Source organism: Catellatospora coxensis, from assembly GCF_016862635.1.
GTDB classification, from domain to species: domain Bacteria; phylum Actinomycetota; class Actinomycetes; order Mycobacteriales; family Micromonosporaceae; genus Catellatospora; species Catellatospora coxensis.
Map to the genome: position 1 here is coordinate 27871 of NZ_BONI01000079.1, position 16632 is coordinate 44502.

The 16632-nt window shown below is 70.8% G+C and carries 13 protein-coding genes; 7 read left to right on the top strand and 6 right to left on the bottom strand.

The window, feature by feature from the left end; genetic code table 11:
• Positions 1-81 precede the first annotated feature (81 nt).
• Positions 82-756, bottom strand: a complete 675-nt coding sequence (locus Cco03nite_RS33790; RefSeq protein WP_203697844.1) for an HAD family hydrolase — start codon at positions 754-756, stop codon at positions 82-84.
• 15 nt (positions 757-771) lie between these two features.
• Between Cco03nite_RS33790 and Cco03nite_RS33795 the strand changes: the two genes are divergently transcribed.
• Positions 772-1416: an IclR family transcriptional regulator gene (locus Cco03nite_RS33795; protein WP_203697845.1), complete on the top strand. Its 645-nt coding sequence runs from the start codon at positions 772-774 to the stop codon at positions 1414-1416.
• A gap of 241 nt (positions 1417-1657) precedes the next feature.
• Positions 1658-2551, top strand: a complete 894-nt coding sequence (locus Cco03nite_RS33800) for an endonuclease domain-containing protein (RefSeq protein WP_239167879.1) — start codon at positions 1658-1660, stop codon at positions 2549-2551.
• An 89-nt stretch (positions 2552-2640) separates the two neighbouring features.
• Here Cco03nite_RS33800 and Cco03nite_RS33805 read toward each other — a convergent pair whose 3' ends face one another.
• From Cco03nite_RS33805 to Cco03nite_RS33815, 3 genes are all read right to left on the bottom strand, one after another.
• Positions 2641-4314 carry a fumarate hydratase gene (locus tag Cco03nite_RS33805; RefSeq protein ID WP_203697846.1) on the bottom strand — a complete coding sequence of 558 codons (1674 nt, stop codon included), beginning with the start codon at positions 4312-4314 and terminating at the stop codon, positions 2641-2643.
• A gap of 31 nt (positions 4315-4345) precedes the next feature.
• Positions 4346-5632 (bottom strand): PQQ-binding-like beta-propeller repeat protein, encoded by a 1287-nt coding sequence (locus Cco03nite_RS33810; RefSeq protein WP_203697847.1) that lies wholly within the window; start codon positions 5630-5632, stop codon positions 4346-4348.
• 80 nt (positions 5633-5712) lie between these two features.
• Entirely contained in the window at positions 5713-6192 is a 480-nt protein-coding gene (locus Cco03nite_RS33815; protein ID WP_239167880.1) for an Lrp/AsnC family transcriptional regulator, read from the bottom strand.
• 214 nt (positions 6193-6406) lie between these two features.
• Here Cco03nite_RS33815 and hppD point away from each other — a divergent pair, with 214 nt between their 5' ends.
• The 4 genes from hppD to hisC all read left to right on the top strand — a co-directional run bounded on the left by hppD (position 6407) and on the right by hisC (position 10352).
• Positions 6407-7573: a 4-hydroxyphenylpyruvate dioxygenase gene (gene hppD, locus Cco03nite_RS33820; RefSeq protein ID WP_203697849.1), complete on the top strand. Its 1167-nt coding sequence runs from the start codon at positions 6407-6409 to the stop codon at positions 7571-7573.
• 113 nt (positions 7574-7686) lie between these two features.
• Complete coding sequence (locus Cco03nite_RS33825) at positions 7687-8403, top strand: RDD family protein (RefSeq protein ID WP_203697851.1); 717 nt, start codon at positions 7687-7689, stop codon at positions 8401-8403.
• Positions 8404-8412: 9 nt separating this feature from the next.
• Positions 8413-9288, top strand: coding sequence for an RDD family protein (locus tag Cco03nite_RS33830; RefSeq protein ID WP_203697852.1), 876 nt, complete (start codon positions 8413-8415; stop codon positions 9286-9288).
• A complete protein-coding gene (gene hisC, locus Cco03nite_RS33835) occupies positions 9285-10352 on the top strand; it encodes a histidinol-phosphate transaminase (RefSeq protein ID WP_203697858.1) in 1068 nt (355 codons plus the stop codon). Before Cco03nite_RS33830 ends, hisC begins: the two co-directional genes overlap by 4 nt.
• A 107-nt stretch (positions 10353-10459) precedes the next feature.
• Here the strand turns inward: hisC and Cco03nite_RS33840 are convergent, their stop codons facing one another.
• Positions 10460-14092, bottom strand: a complete 3633-nt coding sequence (locus Cco03nite_RS33840) for a PKD domain-containing protein (protein ID WP_239167881.1) — start codon at positions 14090-14092, stop codon at positions 10460-10462.
• 433 nt (positions 14093-14525) lie between these two features.
• On the opposite strand from Cco03nite_RS33840, the gene Cco03nite_RS33845 reads away from it, so the two are divergent.
• Positions 14526-15791 carry an outer membrane protein assembly factor BamB family protein gene (locus Cco03nite_RS33845; RefSeq protein ID WP_203697863.1) on the top strand — a complete coding sequence of 422 codons (1266 nt, stop codon included), beginning with the start codon at positions 14526-14528 and terminating at the stop codon, positions 15789-15791.
• A gap of 87 nt (positions 15792-15878) precedes the next feature.
• Here the strand turns inward: Cco03nite_RS33845 and Cco03nite_RS33850 are convergent, their stop codons facing one another.
• On the bottom strand, positions 15879-16370 hold the full coding sequence (locus Cco03nite_RS33850; RefSeq protein ID WP_203697864.1) for a hypothetical protein: 492 nt from the start codon (positions 16368-16370) through the stop codon (positions 15879-15881).
• Between the last annotated feature and the right edge of the window lie 262 nt (positions 16371-16632).

Sequence of the window (16632 nt, forward strand, 5' to 3'; positions counted from 1 at the left end):
TAGCGGAACCGCAGGTCAGCGCCCTGCACCGTCACTCGCAGGGGGTACCCCGTCCCATGTCGCGGGACGTCGCCGGGCCGGTCAGGCGAGGCCGCGCAGCGCTGCCGGCAGCTGTGCCAGGCGCTCGACCACCAGGTCCGGCACGACCGGGCCGGGCAGGTCGCGGCCGCCGCGGTTGACCCACACGGTACGCATCCCCGCCGCGGCCGGCGCCACGACGTCGTGGTGGTAGTTGTCGCCCACGTAGACGATCTCTCCCGGGCTCGTGCCCGTGGCCGCGCCCACCGCGGCGAAGAACTCCGGCGCGGGCTTCTTCGGCAGGCCGCCCTGGTGGGCGTACAGCTCGAAGGCGAATTCGCCGCCCAGCCCGCACCGGTCCGCCGTCGAGTTGCCGTTGGTCGCATAGCCCAGCAGGTACGCCGCCCGCAGCTCGGCCAGCGTCGCCAGCGCGTCCGGGAACGGCCGGGTCTGCTCGTACCGGTGCCGGAAGAACAGCTCATAGTGCTCGTCGAGATGCCGGTCCAGGCCGAAGCGGGCCAGCGACCGGCGCAGCGACTCGCGCCGGATGTACGGCACGGGCGCCCCCGGGTCCTCGGCGAACACCTCCTGCCAGCTCTCCCGCAGGTGCTCGCGGGTCAGCGCCAGGCCCGGCTCCAGCGCGCGCAGGCTGCCGAGCACCTGCTCCAGCGCGTAGTCGACCGCCGGGCGCAGATCCAGCAACGTCTCGTCCGCGTCGAACACCACCGCCTTGATCACTCCGCCACTCTAGTCATGCCGGTCGACGCCTACGCTTGGCGCGTGGACACCGCACAGACGCTCGACCGCGGGCTGCGCCTGCTGACCCTGGTCGCGGACACCCCCGGCGGGCTCACCGTGACCGAGGCCGCCAACCGCCTCGGCGTCGGCCGCGCCGTGGTGTACCGGCTGGTCACCACGCTCACCGAGCACTCCCTGGTCCGCCGCGACTCCGCCGGGCGGCTGCGGCTCGGCGTGGGGCTGCTGCACCTGGCCCGGCGCGCCCAGCCACTGCTCGCCGACGCGGCCCTGCCGGCCCTGCGCCGCCTGGCCGACCAGGTCCACGCCACCGCCCACCTCACCGTCGCCGACGGCGACGAGGCCGTCGCCGTGGCCGTCGTCGAGCCCAGCTCCACGATGTTCCACGTCGCCTACCGCACCGGCTCCCGGCACCCACTCGACTCCGGCGCCGCAGGCCGCGCCATCCTCTCCGACGCCGCAGGCTGGACCGTCTCCTCCGGCGAACTCCAACCCGGCGCCTACGGCATAGCCGCCCGCGTCCACGCCGTCGAAGGCCTCCGCGCCTCCGTCGGCGTCGTCGCCCTGGCCCCCCTCGACGCCCCCACCGTCGGCCCCCTCGTGGTAGCCGCCGCCACCACCATCACCACCGCCCTCTCCTGACCCCCTGCCGGGCCGCCGGGCCCAAGGTCATCCGACTTGCCTGGCACCTGTGCGTATCTTGAAGCCGCATTCGCCCAGGTGCCTGGCAAGTCGGATGACCTTGGCGGGCGACGGTCGTGCGGTGGCAGGCAGGTTCGTCCACAGGTGTCCACAGGCGATCCATATGGTTTTCCACAGGGGCGGGGTGGGTTATCCACAGGGCTGCGCACAGGCGGCGCGGATTTGCGGCACGCTGTGCGGCGTGCGACGAGTCGATCGACCCAGGCGACTGGCCTGGCAGGTGTTCCGCGGGTCCGACGCCCTGCGGGAAGGGCTGCTGACTGCCGAGCAGTTACGCGGCGACAACTGGATGAGCGTCGGCTACAACGTCTTCGCCGACAGCAGGCTCGACCGCGACCACGAGCTGAGCTGCCGCGCACTCGCCCTGGACCTGCCGTCCCACGCGTACTTCGCCGGGCCGTCCGCCGCGAGCCTGCACGGCGTGGCGCATGCCGCCGCCTTCGGCGACGCCGCGCATCTGGTGGTGCCCGCAGGAACCCGGCTCAACCAGCGCAAACACGCGACGGTCCACCGTATGCGGCTCAGCGACGACGAGGTCGAGGTGCACCGGGGCTTCCCCGTCACCCGGCCGTTGCGCACCTGCTGGGATCTCGTGCTCTGGCTGGACCTGGTGCCCGCGGTCACCATCATCGACGCCCTGCTGCACGCCAAACTGGTGACCGCCGCCGAACTCGGCGAACTGGCCCACAGCCGCTTCGGCCGGCACGGCGCGGCCCGAGCCGCCAGGGCGTTCGCGCTGGCCGACGGCCGCGCCGAGTCCCCGCAGGAGTCCCGCCTACGGGTGGGCCTGATCCGCGCCGGTCTACCCCGTCCGGAACTGCAGCACCCCGTCACGGCGGGCGGTCGTGTGCTGCACCCCGACCTGGCCTGGCCCGATTTCAAGGTCGCCATCGAGTACGACGGCGAGTGGCACGACGCACCCGACCAGTTCCACCTGGACCGGCGTCGCCTCAACCTGCTCGTCAACGACGGCTGGATCGTCCTGCACGTGACCAGCCGCCGGATGCGCACCGACTTCGCGGGCATCGTCCGCGAGGCGAAAACCGCCCTCCGCTCCCGCGGCTGGCGCCCCTAGATCACTCGACTTGCCAGGCACCTGGGCGAATGGCGCTTCAGGATACGCACAGGTGCCAGGCAAGTCCGACGATCAACAGGCCGGGCGGGTCAGCGGCGGCCGATGGTGAGGGTGGGTTTGGCGGTTTCGGCGAAGAAGTCGTTGCCCTTGTCGTCGACGACGATGAAGGCCGGGAAGTCCTCGACCTCGATCTTCCAGACGGCTTCCATGCCGAGCTCCGCGTACTCCAGGACCTCGACCTTCTTGATGCAGTCCTGGGCGAGCCGGGCGGCGGGGCCGCCGATGGAGCCGAGGTAGAAGCCGCCGTACGCCTGGCAGGCCTTGGTGACCTGGCCGCTGCGGTTGCCCTTGGCGAGCATCACGTACGAGCCCCCGGCCGCCTGGAACTTCTCCACGTACGCGTCCATCCGCCCGGCGGTCGTCGGCCCGAACGAGCCGGACGCGTACCCCTCGGGGGTCTTCGCCGGTCCCGCGTAGTAGACGGCGTGGTCGCGCAGGTACTGCGGCATGGGCTCGCCGGCGTCGAGCCGCTCGGCGATCTTCGCGTGGGCGATGTCGCGGGCGACGACGAGCGGCCCGGACAGCGACAGCCGGGTCTTCACCGGGTGCTGGGCGAGCTCGGCGCGGATCTCGGCCATCGGCCGGTTGAGGTCGATCTTGACGACCTCGTCGGAGACGTCCTCGGCGGTGACCTCGGGCAGGTAGCGGGCCGGGTCGGTCTCCAGGCGCTCCAGCCATACGCCGGAAGGGGTGATCTTGGCGACGGCCTGGCGGTCGGCGGAGCAGGAGACCGCGATGGCGACCGGGCACGACGCGCCGTGCCGGGGCAGCCGGATCACGCGCACGTCGTGGCAGAAGTAGCGCCCGCCGAACTGCGCGCCGATGCCGAAGTTGCGGGTCAGCTCCAGGACCTCGGCCTCCAGCTCGACGTCGCGGAACCCGTGCGCCAGCATCGAGCCGGACGACGGCAGGTTGTCCAGGTACTTCGCCGAGGCCAGCTTCGCGGTCTTGAGCGCGTGCTCGGCGGACGTGCCGCCGATGACGATCGCCAGGTGGTACGGCGGGCAGGCGCTGGTGCCGATCAGGCGCAGCTTCTCGTCCAGGAAACGCATGAACGAGGTGGGATTGAGCAGCGCCTTCGTCTCCTGGTAGAGGTACGACTTGTTGGCGCTGCCGCCGCCCTTGGCCATGAACAGGAACTTGTACGCGTCCGGGTGCCCGTCCGGGTCCTCGGCGTACAGCTCGATCTGCGCGGGCAGGTTCGTGCCCGTGTTGCGCTCGTCCCACGTCGTCAGCGGCGCGAGCTGCGAGTAGCGCAGGTTCAGGCTGGTGTACGCCTCGTAGACGCCGCGGGCGATGTTGGCCTCGTCGTTGCCGTCGGTCAGCACGTGCCGGCCGCGCTTGCCCATCACGATCGCGGTGCCGGTGTCCTGGCACATCGGCAGCACGCCGCCGGCCGCGATGTTCGCGTTGTGCAGCAGGTCCTTGGCCACGAAGCGGTCGTTCGGGGAGGACAGCGGGTCGTCGATGATCGATGTGAGCTGGGCCAGGTGCGCCGGGCGCAGGTAGTGCGCGATGTCGTGCATCGCCTCGGCGGTCAGCTGGGTGAAGATCTCCGGCTCGACGGTGAGGAACTTGCGCCCACCCGGCCCGCTGACGACGTCGACGCCCTCGTCGGTGACGAGGCGGTAGTCGGTGGTGTCCGCGCCCAGGGGCAGCAGCGAGGAGTAGGCGAAGTCAGTCACGCGAAAAAGGGTACTCATGTGCCATCGGGTCGCAGAATTCGCGCCCTGGCTAATCGAACGGGAGGTAACCGAGATCACGCCGCTGGCCCAACAGCAGGCCCTTGTCGTCGGCGGCGAGCACCTCGGCGTCCGACTTGACCTCCTTGCGCACCTTGCCGTCCTCCGGGTTCAGCACGATCACCCGGTTCGGGCCGCGGTCGGACACGACGACCACGGTGCCGCGCAGCGCAGCCGACGCCTCCGGGCTGATCTTGCGGTGCCACAGCGCCTTGGGCTTGCCCGGGTTCTTCCCGTCGGGGACCACCCCGCTCAGCCGGCGGCCGTCGGCGGAGCGCACCAGGACCAGCCCATTGGTCACCCCCACGATGTGCTCGCCCGCGGCGCACAGCAGCACCTGCTCGCCGAGGCCCGCCTCGATCAGCTGCTCCCGGCCGTCGATCGTCAATCCGACAAGGGCGCTGTCGGTGCCCATGGGCAGCCGGCGCTGGTCGCAGCCGCCGCCGTCGAAGGTGCGCAGGTGCTGCCCGGCCGGCAGGGGCCAGACCCGCTGCCGGCTCACCGCGTCGAGCGCGACGACGGAAACATCGCAGCCCCCGTCGCGCGGGGTCGCGGTGCTGCGCACGACACGCCCGCCCGCGACAATGATCTTGTCGCGGCGGCCGGGTTCCAGGGGCGGATCCAGCCGCGGCTCCGACCGGCGCGGATCGACGACGTACACCTTGCCGTCTATGGGGAAGGCCAGCAGCTCCGGGCGGGTGCCCGGCTCGTGGCGGTCGGCGATCCGGTCCGACGGGATCGGCTGCGTGCCCAGCAGCTCCGGATTGTCGGCGAAGAGCACGAACCCCATGCCGGGCAGGCCGGTGGACCAGATCTTCGTGCCGGTGCCGGGCGCGCGGCCGGTGACCTCGCAATCCTTGGGCGTACGGCAGGCCACGTCGACGACCTCGTCCCGGTACGTCCACACGGCGGAGGCCTCCTCGTCGCGCCACACCACCGCGCCCGTCCGCGGGTCGAGCGCCTGATACCCCTTGACCAGCAGCTTTCCCGCGAGGATGACCGGCTTGTCGGCCGGACCGGCGACCGCCGACCAGTCCGCCTCGGTCGCGAAGTTGCGCCGGCCGTTGAACCGGCTCAGCGCCTCGACCGAGTCCCGGTGCTCGACGATCACGTAGTCGTCGGTCAGCGTCACCGTCTGCGGGGTGCTGCCGAGCCGCTCCTGCCAGCGCGGCAGCGGGTCGGAGACCGGGCCGCTCGTGTTGAGCCAGGCCCACAGGTCAGGGAACGGGTTCCAGACGCCGGTGCTCACGAGCACGGTCAGCGCCACGGCCACTGCCACGAGCCAGCCTGCGCCAGCCCTCCCCTGAGCCATCCGGCCAGGGTAGCCAGGAAACCGTCAAACGTGAGTGACTGTCCGATTCACCCGTGTCGGGCGGCTTTCCCCACCAGCGGCAGCGTCCGGTACGGCAACTGCTCGGCGAGCGCGATCAGCGTGGACGCGCGCACGATGCCGTCGTACGCCACGATCTCGTCGATGACCCGTTGCAGGTCGGCATTGGACCGGGCCACGATCCGGCAGAGCAGGTCGCCGCCGCCGGTGATGGTGTACGCCTCCAGCACCTCGGGGATCGTCGACAGGTGTGCCGCGACCGGGTCGTGGCCGCCGCTCTGCCGGATCTCCAGGGTCACGAACGCGGTGACGCCGTAGCCGAGCGCCGCCGGGTCCAGCTCCGGTCCGAAGCCCTTGATGACGCCGCGCGCGACGAGCCGGTCCAGCCGGGCCTGCACGGTGCCCCGCGCCACCTTCAGCCGGCGCGAGGCCTCCAGCACGCCGATCCGCGGCTCGGCCGCCAGCAGCTCGACCAGCTTCACGTCCAGCTCGTCCACGGTGGGCGTCACCGGCCCATCATGTCACCGGGGCAGCCGGGCGATCTGTCCGCCTTCCGCCTCCCTGGTCACCGGAGATACGCCCGAGCACGAGAAGCCTTGATAACGATTCGATAACTGGTCAATCTGTCCAGCGAATCCGCGCCCGCACCGGTCGTTCTGCGCAATCTGATCAGTGATCGGCGAGACAGTTGCCCAGCTCACGGCGCTGCGTAAACCTTTCGGCATGACCGCTGTAGCGCAACCGGCCGCCACCCACGCGTCGCCGGAGACGACCGACCCGTTCCCGGTGAAGGGTGTCGACCACATCGCCTTCCTGGTGGGCAACGCCAAGCAGGCGGCCCACTACTACTCCACCGCGTTCGGCATGTCACTGGTCGCCTACCGCGGCCCGGAGCAGGGCTTCCGGGACTACGCCGAGTACGTGCTGACCTCGGGCAGCGCCCGGTTCGTGCTGCGCGGCGCGGTGCACGCGGCCGCCCCGGGCGCGGAGCACCACGCCCGCCACGGCGACGGCGTCACCGACATCGCGCTGGAGGTCCCCGACGTCGACGAGGCCTACGCGTACGCGGTGGCGCACGGCGCGACCGGCCTGCGGGAGCCGTACGACGAGAAGGACGAGCACGGCACCGTCCGCCTCGCCGCGATCGCGACGTACGGCGAGACCCGGCACACCCTGATCGACCGCTCCGGCTACACCGGCCCGTTCGAGCCGGGCTTCGTGGTCCGCGAGCCGCTCGTGGACCGCTCCGCGGCCGTCGCCGCGGGTTCGCCGAAGCGCTTCTTCCAGGCCGTCGACCACGTCGTCGGCAACGTCGAGCTGGGCCGCATGGACGAGTGGGTGGAGTTCTACCACCGCGTCATGGGCTTCACGAACATGGCCGAGTTCATCGGCGACGACATCGCCACCGACTACAGCGCGCTGATGAGCAAGGTCGTCGCCAACGGCACCCGCAAGGTGAAGTTCCCGCTCAACGAGCCGGCCATCGCCAAGAAGAAGTCGCAGATCGACGAGTACCTGGAGTTCTACGGCGGCCCAGGCGCGCAGCACATCGCGCTGGCCACCAACGACATCCTGGCCACCGTCGACGCGATGCGCGCCGCGGGCGTGGAGTTCCTGGCCACCCCGGACTCGTACTACGACGACCCGGAGCTGCGGGCCCGCATCGGCAACGTGCGCGCCCCGATCGAGGAGCTGAAGAAGCGCAAGATCCTCGTCGACCGGGACGAGGACGGCTACCTGCTGCAGATCTTCACCAAGCCGGTACAGGACCGCCCGACGGTCTTCTTCGAGCTCATCGAGCGGCACGGCTCGCTCGGCTTCGGCAAGGGCAACTTCAAGGCCCTGTTCGAGGCGATCGAGCGCGAGCAGGACACCCGCGGCAACCTCTGACCGCGCGACAGCACCACGACGGGCGCCCGCCGAAGCGTATGCCGAGGTAGGCGCCCGTCTCACACCCCGGCGCGGACCGTCGACGGCTGCGCGGACATGGAAGGATGTCGCGCATGACCTCCCCCTCTCCCGCCATCCCACCGGGCGACCCGGTGCAGCTGCGCGGCCCGGTGCCGCCGCAGGGCCCGGCTCCCGCGCCGGGCTTCGTGCCGCCCCAGGGCCCGGCCGGTCCGTGGGCCGGCCAGCCCACCGGCTGGGTGCCGCCCCCGCAGCAGGGCGCGTGGCCGCACGCCGCCGTCCCGTTCGCGCCGAACGGCCAGCCGCTGGCGAGTTTCGGCGACCGCCTGCTCGCCTACCTGCTCGACGGCCTCATCCTGGGCGCCATCGGCATGGTCTTCACCGTGCCGATGATGATCCTGTGGATGTTCACGGTGATGGACTGGACCGCGGCGAACAGCGGCTACACCGACGCGTACGGCCAGCCCGTTCCCGATGAGTTCTTCCAGTTCTTCGGCACGATGATGGTCTTCTTCCTCGGCATCTTCGCCGTCAACCTGGTCCTCACCTACCTGTACCTGGTCGAGTACCAGCTGCGTAAGGGCGGCGAGACCGTGGGTAAGCGGGTGATGAAGCTGCGCGTGGTCAAGGTGCAGCCCGGCGAGGTGCTGACCCGCGGCGACCTGACCAAGCGCTGGGCCGTGGAACGGGTGGCGGGCATCTTCGTGCCGTTCTTCAGCTACCTCGACGGGTTCTGGCAGCTGTGGGACAAACCGCTCCAACAGTGCCTGCATGACAAGGCGGCGAAGACCGTCGTGGTGAAGGTCGGTTAAATAGCTGTCATGACGATCAGTCCTGGGTGGTACAAGGACCCCGCCGACCCCAGCACGCAGCGGTACTGGGACGGCGAGGGCTGGCTCGGCGCGTCCCTGCCCGCCGACGCGACGCCACCGGACGGGCCGCCCGCCGCGCCCCCGCCCCCTCCTCCGCCGCCGGTGCCCGTGGGCCAGCCGGTGCACAAGGTCGGCGAGGCCGGGCCCGGCCCGGTGCCCCCGGTGCTGCCGCCGGCCGGCGGGATGCCGCCGGGTGGGCTGCCGCCGGGTGCGATACCTCGCGGCTGGCCGCATCCGGTGCCCCAGCCGCCGGTACGCCCGCACGGCATGCCCCTGGCCACGCCCGGGGCGCGGCTGGTCGCCCGGATCGTGGACACGATCGCGCTGGTGCTGCTGAACGTCGTGGTCAACGGCTGGTTCATCTACCTGTTCCTGCGCGAGTACATCCCCTTCACCCAGGCCATCACCGACAAGTGGATGGAGACCGGCGAGCTGCCGCTGGACATGGAGCGGCCGGCGCAGATGGACGCGCTGCTGCTCGTGATCATCCTGATCGCGCTCGCGCTGTGGTTCGCCTACGAGGTGCCGGCGACCGCGCACACCGGGCAGACCCTGGGCAAGCGGCTCGCCCGCATCAAGGTCGTCCGGGTGGAGAACCTGGACCCGCTCGGCGTGGGCCGGGCCTGGCGGCGCTGGAGCCCGCTGGCCATGCCGCTGCTGCTGCTCTCCTGCTGCGGCCCCTGCTTCGTCATACTTCAGTTCGTCGACGTCATCTTCCTGCTGATCGACCGCCAGCAGCGCATGGCCTGGCATGACCGTTCGGCGGGCACCTACGTGGTGCGCCTGCCCGACCCGGTCCGTACCGACAAGAGGAGCGCATCATGAGCGAACGCAGCAAGCGAGGGCTGACCAGGCCCGACCTGGACGCCCTGCCCAACTACGTGCCCGGCCGCTCGGTGCCCGGCGCGATCAAGCTGGCCAGCAACGAGGTGCCGTACGGGCCGCTGCCGGGCGTGGTCGAGGCCGTCGCCGACGCCGCCGCCAACGTGCACCGCTACCCCGACATGGGTGTGGGCGCGCTGCGCGACAAGTTCGCCGACCGGCTGGGCGTGCCCGCCGAGCGCGTGGTCACCGGCTGCGGCTCCGTCGCGCTCGCCGAGCACCTGGTGCGGGCCACCTGCCTGCCCGGTGACGAGCTGATCTACGCCTGGCGCTCCTTCGAGGCATACCCGATCATCGCGGCCACCACCGCGGCGACCTCGGTGCGCGTGCCGAACACCGCCGAGCACGGCCACGACCTGGCCGCGATGGCCGCGGCGATCACCGACCGCACCCGGCTGATCCTGGTCTGCAACCCGAACAACCCGACCGGCACCAGCGTGCGCAAGGCGGAGCTGGACGAGTTCCTCGCCGCCGTGCCCGAGGACGTGCTCGTCGTGCTGGACGAGGCGTACAAGGAGTTCGTCACCGACCCGGGCGTGCCCGACGGCGTCGAGGTCTACGGCGACCGGCCCAACGTCGCGGTGCTGCGCACCCTGAGCAAAGCGTGGGGCCTGGCCGGCCTGCGCATCGGCTACCTGGTGGCGCAGCCCGAGGTGGCCGCCGCGGTGCGCAAGGTGGTCACCCCGTTCTCCACCAGCATGGCCGCGCAGGCCGCGGCGCTGGCGGCGCTGGACGCCGAGACGGAGATGCGCCGCCGCTGCGACCTGGTCATCGCCGAGCGCGACCGGGTGCAGATCGCGCTGGCGAAGCTGCTGCCGGGCGTGCCCGCCAGCCAGGCCAACTTCGTGTGGCTGCCGCTGGGCGAGCGCTCGGTGGCGTTCGCGCAGGCCTGCGAGGCCGAGGGCGTCATCGTGCGGCCGTTCGCGGGCGACGGGGTACGCGTCACCATCGGCACCGCCGAGGAGAACGACGCGCTGCTGCACGCCGCGGAGAAGCACTTCGTCTGACCCGTACCCACGAAAAAGACCGCCGCCGGCCCGAGAGCCGGCGGCGGTCTTTCGTTCTGCCGGGCCCTCCCCACCGGACCGTCAGGCCCGGCGGGGAGGTTCACCTGTCACGCGGCGGCGACGGTGATCTGCCTGGTCGTGCTGGCCGCCTTGCCCCAGCCGTCGGTGACGGTGAGGGTCAGCGTGTACGTGCCCGCGGCCGGGAACGTGTGGGCCGGCGCCGACGAGGTGCTCGTCGGGGTGCCGTCACCGAAGTTCCACAGGTAGGTGAACGTGTCGCCGGTGTTCGGGTCCGCGGACCCGACGCCGGAGATGTTGCACACCAGCAGCGTGCACGACGGGGTGTTGATGACCGGCGTCGGCGCCACGTTGCCCGCGGGCTCCGTGATGGTCACCGGCAGGGTCTTCGTCGCCGTCAGGCCGTACTCGTCCTTCACCGTCAGCACCACGTTGAACGTGCCCGCCGAGGTGTAGGTCTTCGTGGCCACCGCGCCGGAGCCGGAGCCCTGGCCGAAGTTCCACGAGTACGTCAGCGCCGGGGTGTTCTCGTCGGTCGAGCTGCGGCCGTCGAAGGTGCAGACGTTGGCCGCGCAGGACACCGTGAAGTTGGCGACCGGAGCGTTGTTCGCCGGCACCTGCACCGTCACCGTCACGTCCACCGACGGGTTCGTGGCGAAGTCGTGCTGGTCGACACCACGGACCTTGACCGTGTACGTCCCGGCCGGGATCGCCGGGCTGGTGTACGAGTAGTTCGAGCCGGGCGAGCCGGGCGAGTTCAGGAACGCGTCCCGCCAGCTGGCCGACGTGCTGGTGAACGTGCCGGTCGAGCTCATGTAGCGGCCCTGGCTGTCCACGATCGCCACCTGCGCCTTGGCGATCTGCTGGTCGTCCTCGACCCGGCCGCTGACGAAGATGCGCGCGTCGGTGAAGACCGCGCCGTTCGCCGGCTGCATCAGGGTCGTCGAGACGACCGGCGGCAGGTCACCGGGGTAGATGGTGTACGTGGCGGTGGCACCGGTCGTCGACGTGTCCTGCTGGCCCACCGTGTCGTACGCGTACGCCGTCACCGAGTACCGGCCCTGCACGGGCAGGTCGGTCGACAGCGTCCAGGTGCTGCTGGTGCCGTTCGGCGTGGCCAGCACCGCGTCGCGGGTCGCGAACGCGGCACTGAGCGTGCCGTTGGCCTGCAGGTAGCGGCTGCTGTCCAGCTCCCGGATGGCCACCTTGACGCTGGCCACGCCGAAGTCGTCGGTCGCGGTGCCGACGAGGTCGAGGTGCAGCACGTCGGCGGTCTGGTTGCCGGTGACGTTGAGCAGGCCGTTCGGCGGGTTGTCGCCGGGGATCTGCGCGTTGATCGTCAGCTTGCCCTGGTTGGCGTTGGACGTCTCCAGGCCCAGGTCGTCCGCGGCCTTGACCGAGAACGAGTACGCGCCCGGCTTCAGCGTGAACGGCGTGGTGTACGACCAGTTCAGCGACGTGGCGTTGAGGTTGGCAGGGGAGACCCGGTACCAGCCCGCCTGCACGTCGGTGCCCCAGGTGCCGTCGGAGGCCAGGTTCTCGCGCGTGGTGCTGTTGCGCAGCTGGATCTCGACGAAGTTGAGGTTCTGGTCGTCGGTGGCCGTGCCGGAGAAGGTCAGCGTGCCACCCGGCGCCACGGTGAGCGGCGCGGTCGCGGTCGGCGGATTCATCACCGCGGGGGCGGTGATGGTGACCGACGGTGCGATGCCGGTCGAGCTGATGATCCAGCTGCGGTCGGTGGTGTCGAGCGAGGACTGGCCGCCGGTGTCCGACGGCGTGACCTGGATCTTCCACTCACCCTCGTACGGCACGGTGACCTCGGTCGACCACGTGGTGGTCAGACCGCCCACGACGTCCGGCTGGATCCGGAAGGTGCTGAACGTGCTGGCGACGGTGCCGTCGTCCTGCAGGTAGCGGTTGTTCGCGTCGCGGATCGTGTAGCCGATCGACTGCACGCCCTTGTCGTCGGTGGCGGTGCCGGTGACGGTGAACGTGGTCGACGGCACGACGCCGCCGGACGGGCCGGTGATCGACGCTGTCGGCGGGCGGTCGTCGAGGCTGAACGTCTCGAACTTCTTGACCGCCTTGGTCGCGTCGCTGCTGCCGTTGTTCGCGAACGACTTCGCGAACACCTTGATGCGGCGGTTGCCCGTGATCGTCACCGGCAGCGACCAGTTGCTGGCCGCGGTGTTCGGCGAGGCCAGGTTGGTGTTGATGATGGCCGCCGAGCCCCACGTCGTGAGGTCGGGCTGCAGGTAGCGGTTGGTGTCCATGTCGACGATCTCGACCTGCACGCGCTTGAGCGAGTTGCCCGTCGCGGTGGCCGAACCCGTGATCGTGAACTCCTGGCCGGCCGGCTTGACCTGGCCCTCGATCGGCGTGGCGATCTTCGTGTCGTACGGCGACGCCGCCGGGATCGAGTTGAAGTCGTAGAACGCGACCCGGCCGACGTTGTAGCCGCCCTGGGTGGTCGCGTCACCGCCGGCGAACAGGCCGCGCGGGGTGGCCAGCATCGCCTTGTTGCCCTCGTACGAGTTGGAACCCGGGTTCCACTCGATGGCCTTGCCGTTGGTCGGGTCCAGCGCGCCGATGTGGTCGCGGCGGACGACCGCGTCGCCCAGGCCGTAGCCGCTCAGGCCCTGGCCCGTGCCGTAGCCGACGTCGTCGAGACCCGGCCACGGGTCCGGCGAGGTCTGCGACTCGTTCCAGGAGAAGTGGCCGCCGATGTACACGGCGTTCTCCGTGATGGCGACCGAGTAGAGGCTGTCGAACGCCCGGGAGATCCACTGCGGCTCGACCAGGTCGTTGCCCGCGATCGGGAACGCGATGGCGGTGTCGTTGATCGGGGGCCGGTCGCCGCCCGAACCGCTGGTCACCACGAAGAACTGGTCGTTCGGCGCGATGTCGCCCGCGTAGATGCGCTGGATGCCGCCGACGAACTGGAGGTTGTCCTCCCACAGCCGGGTGCGCCAGGGCAGCAGCGCGTTGGTCGTGGTGTTGATGAGGCCGACGCCGTAGCGGTCCTGGTTCGCGATCTTGCGCGCGGTGTGCACGACCAGCAGCTTGGTGTCGTCGTGCGTGAGCACCAGGGCCTGCACGGTCAGCGCGCCGTCGACGCCGATGCCGCCGGACAGGTTGTTGTTGAAGGCGGTCACCAGCGCACCGGTGGTCGCGTTCACGGCCGCCAGGCCGACCCGCGCGGTGTTGTTGATGAGCGTGAACTGGCCGCCCAGGTACACCGTGGTGTTGGTGGCCTCGATCGCGGTGCCGGCACCGTTCGCGTTGGCGGTGAAGCCCGCGATCGGCGCGCCCGTGGTCAGGTTCAGCGAGGCGAACTTCTTCTTCGACACCCCGTTGATGGTGTTGAAGCGGCCCGCGACGAACAGCTTGGTGCCGTCCGGCGACGCCTCGACCTCGGTGACCCCGCCGCCGGCGAACACCGGCTTGAACGCGGTGTCGATCAGACCGGTGTCGATGTTGAAGGCCAGCAGGTTCGCCTGGTTGACCACCGTCGTGTTCGTCGACGTGTTGTTGCGCGCCGAGGTGAAGGTGCCGGCGATGAAGACCCGGTTGCCGACGTACGCGATGTCCGTGATCTCACCGGAGGTGATGCGCGGAGTGTTGGTTCGCGGAACGTCCGGGACGATTTTCGTGTGATTGGGCTTCGGCTGTGCCGCCGAAGCGGTGGACGCGGTCACGAAGACGGCGCCCACAATGGACATAGCTCCGAGTAACGAAGCTGTGACTACAGATGCCACGCCTTTGCGTGTGCGCACGGTTGATCCCCCACGCATTCAGAATCCCCAAACCCAGGTGGAAGTACAGCTTCCCCCGGAAGCCTAGGGAGCACCCTCTCAAGGCAGCCGACGGTCGGGAATGGGCTCTTCGCCTCATCCGATGGTCCGAGTGGGCAATGCGCACCGGAACCCCCGTCCGATGCCGAAATCAACACCCCGCTGACCTGGGCATATGTATTCCAGCCGCGGCAGGTGAATTGGCCAGTCGCACTTACGACACCGCCCGGGTGACCACTGCCACGCTGCGGATATGCCGTCGCGGCAGGCGCGACCGCGCCGTCGGCGGCTCGCGTCACCCCGCCATCACCTGGCCGAACGCCCCCGGAATGCGGCCAAGCCTCCGTAATAGGGTGCACCTATGAGGTGGCGGACCCTGCCCCGCGGCGCACGGCTCGCGGTGATCGGCGCAGTCTCGGTGGCGCTGCTGGCGGCCGCCGGACTGGTGGCCTGGCGCGTGCTCGGCCCGGCCGACGTCGTGACCCCGGCGCGCAAGCCTTACCCCGAGCCGGTCATCCCCGCCCCGGGCCCGATCGGCGTGCTGGTCTCCGCCCCGCTCGTACTCGACGACCGGATCCGCGTCTTCGCCACCAAACGGCAGGTCTGGGCCGACGCACCGCCGAACTTCAAGTACGAGCGCAGCGCGCTGTGGTCGCTGCGCCGCTGGCCCGCGCAGCTGATCGGCGTCGTCGCCGTCGGCGGCGGCAGCCCGGTCGTGGTCAGCTCCTGGTCCGACGGCGAACTCGTCGGCACCGACGCCCGCACCGGCACCGTCGCCTGGCAGATCCACGCCGAGGCCCTCGGCGACTCCTACACCGGCCGGCGCACCGGGGCGTCGACCGTCTACCAGCCGCCGGGCCTGTTCACCACCGGTGGCGCCGTCCTCGTCGCCGGCCCCGCCGACGTCACGGCATACGATCCGACCACCGGCGCCCAGCGCTGGCAGGTCGCCGCGCCCGTGAGCCGGGACTGCCGCGGCGTCGACCTCACCTCGGACCGGCAGTACCTGGTCCACGACACCTGCGCGGGCACCGTACGGCGCGTCGACACCACCACCGGCACGGCGCTGACCGACCTGGGCAGCGGGGTGACCACGACCGAGCCCGTCTCCTGCGCCGTCGGCCACTCACACTGCCAGGGCGTACGCCTCACCAGCGCCACCGGCGCCGAGGGCCTGATCCTCACCGGCCCGACCGCCGAACCAGCACCGCCACTGGCGGCCGCAGGCTCGCTCCTCGCCGCCGGAATCGTCGTCACCGCACCGGATCCGGCCGCCGTGACCCGCCTCGACGGCCACGACCCCCGCACCGGCGCCGTGCAGTGGACCTGGCAGCCCCCCGCCGGCGACACCACACCACCACCGCGCCTGCTGACCGCCTCCGGTGACCGGGTGCTCCTACTCGCCCCCGACCACACCCTGATCGCCGTCAGCGCCACCTCCGGCAAGGAACTCTCCCGCACGCGCCTCCAGCTCTACTACGAGCCCGACTTCACCTACGACCTGGCCCAGGTGCACACCTCCGGCCGCTACCTGGCCCTCGTCCGCACCATCCCCGGCGCCCCCACCACAGCCCCCGACGACGACTACTACCTGACCCCCCGCACCGTCCTCCTCGCCGCCTCCTGACCCCCGGTCCGCGACGATCATGAATTTATGGCACGGTTCGACGGCGTGTCGCGGGCACAGCCTCCTGATGACCTTGCCGACGGCGATTCATCGCGTAGGTGCGTCGACGTCCAGCCACTCGTCGGTGCCCCGGCAGCGGTTCAGCCCCACGGAGACGAACTCGTCGGCGTCACGCCGCCGGCGGACCGCGCCGAGGTGCGCGAGAACCTGGGAGATGGGGCTGCCGATGGCCGGGAACGGCTCGTGCTCGCCGACGTACATCGGCCCGATGGCCAGCTCGCCCCGCGCCCACAGGGCCGCCCGCTGCGTGCCCACGCCACCGAGGTAGTCCGCCTCGACATAACCCAGCGGGCCGGCCTTGGACCAGTCGGAGAGCACGTTCTCGAAACCACCGGGCAACTTCCAGAAACGCAGACCGTCACCGCGGCTGCCGTCCGTCGCGGCGTCGAAGAGCTCGTCCGTCATGGGGATGAGGGCGAAACCCTGCCGCAGCGGCACGACCACGGCACCGGGTTGCTCCGCGGCGACCTTGCGGAGGACGTCCTCTGCGCCGATGACTGCCTGCAGGCCGTAGCTCATCCGATCTCGATCCTCCCCCGCCGGCCGCCCTGACGATCCGGCGACCTGACTGCTGCCTCCCGGATAGCGCCCCGGGTGCCGCAGATTCTGCCCCGCGGGCCGAGAAGGCTCAACCGGAGGGGGTGGGCCATTCCGCCACCCGCGAAACTGCACCTCGGCGCGACTCTCCGTCGCGAAACCAACGCGGATACGAAAAAGGCCCCCGTGGCAGGGGCCCGAAAAGGGTGTGCGGTGTCAGCAGGGTGCCCTTGCTTTGCCCGGG

Excerpts from the sequence above, each read along its gene's own strand:
- Cco03nite_RS33795 (WP_203697845.1), top strand. The coding sequence starts at position 772 with ATGCCGGTCGACGCCTACGCTTGGCGCGTGGACACCGCACAGACGCTC.
- Cco03nite_RS33805 (WP_203697846.1), bottom strand. The coding sequence starts at position 4,314 with ATGAGTACCCTTTTTCGCGTGACTGACTTCGCCTACTCCTCGCTGCTG.
- hppD (WP_203697849.1), top strand. The coding sequence starts at position 6,407 with ATGACCGCTGTAGCGCAACCGGCCGCCACCCACGCGTCGCCGGAGACG.
- Cco03nite_RS33825 (WP_203697851.1), top strand. The coding sequence starts at position 7,687 with ATGACCTCCCCCTCTCCCGCCATCCCACCGGGCGACCCGGTGCAGCTG.
- Cco03nite_RS33830 (WP_203697852.1), top strand. The coding sequence starts at position 8,413 with ATGACGATCAGTCCTGGGTGGTACAAGGACCCCGCCGACCCCAGCACG.
- hisC (WP_203697858.1), top strand. The coding sequence starts at position 9,285 with ATGAGCGAACGCAGCAAGCGAGGGCTGACCAGGCCCGACCTGGACGCC.
- Cco03nite_RS33840 (WP_239167881.1), bottom strand. The coding sequence starts at position 14,092 with ATGTCCATTGTGGGCGCCGTCTTCGTGACCGCGTCCACCGCTTCGGCG.
- Cco03nite_RS33845 (WP_203697863.1), top strand. The coding sequence starts at position 14,526 with ATGAGGTGGCGGACCCTGCCCCGCGGCGCACGGCTCGCGGTGATCGGC.
- Cco03nite_RS33850 (WP_203697864.1), bottom strand. The coding sequence starts at position 16,370 with ATGAGCTACGGCCTGCAGGCAGTCATCGGCGCAGAGGACGTCCTCCGC.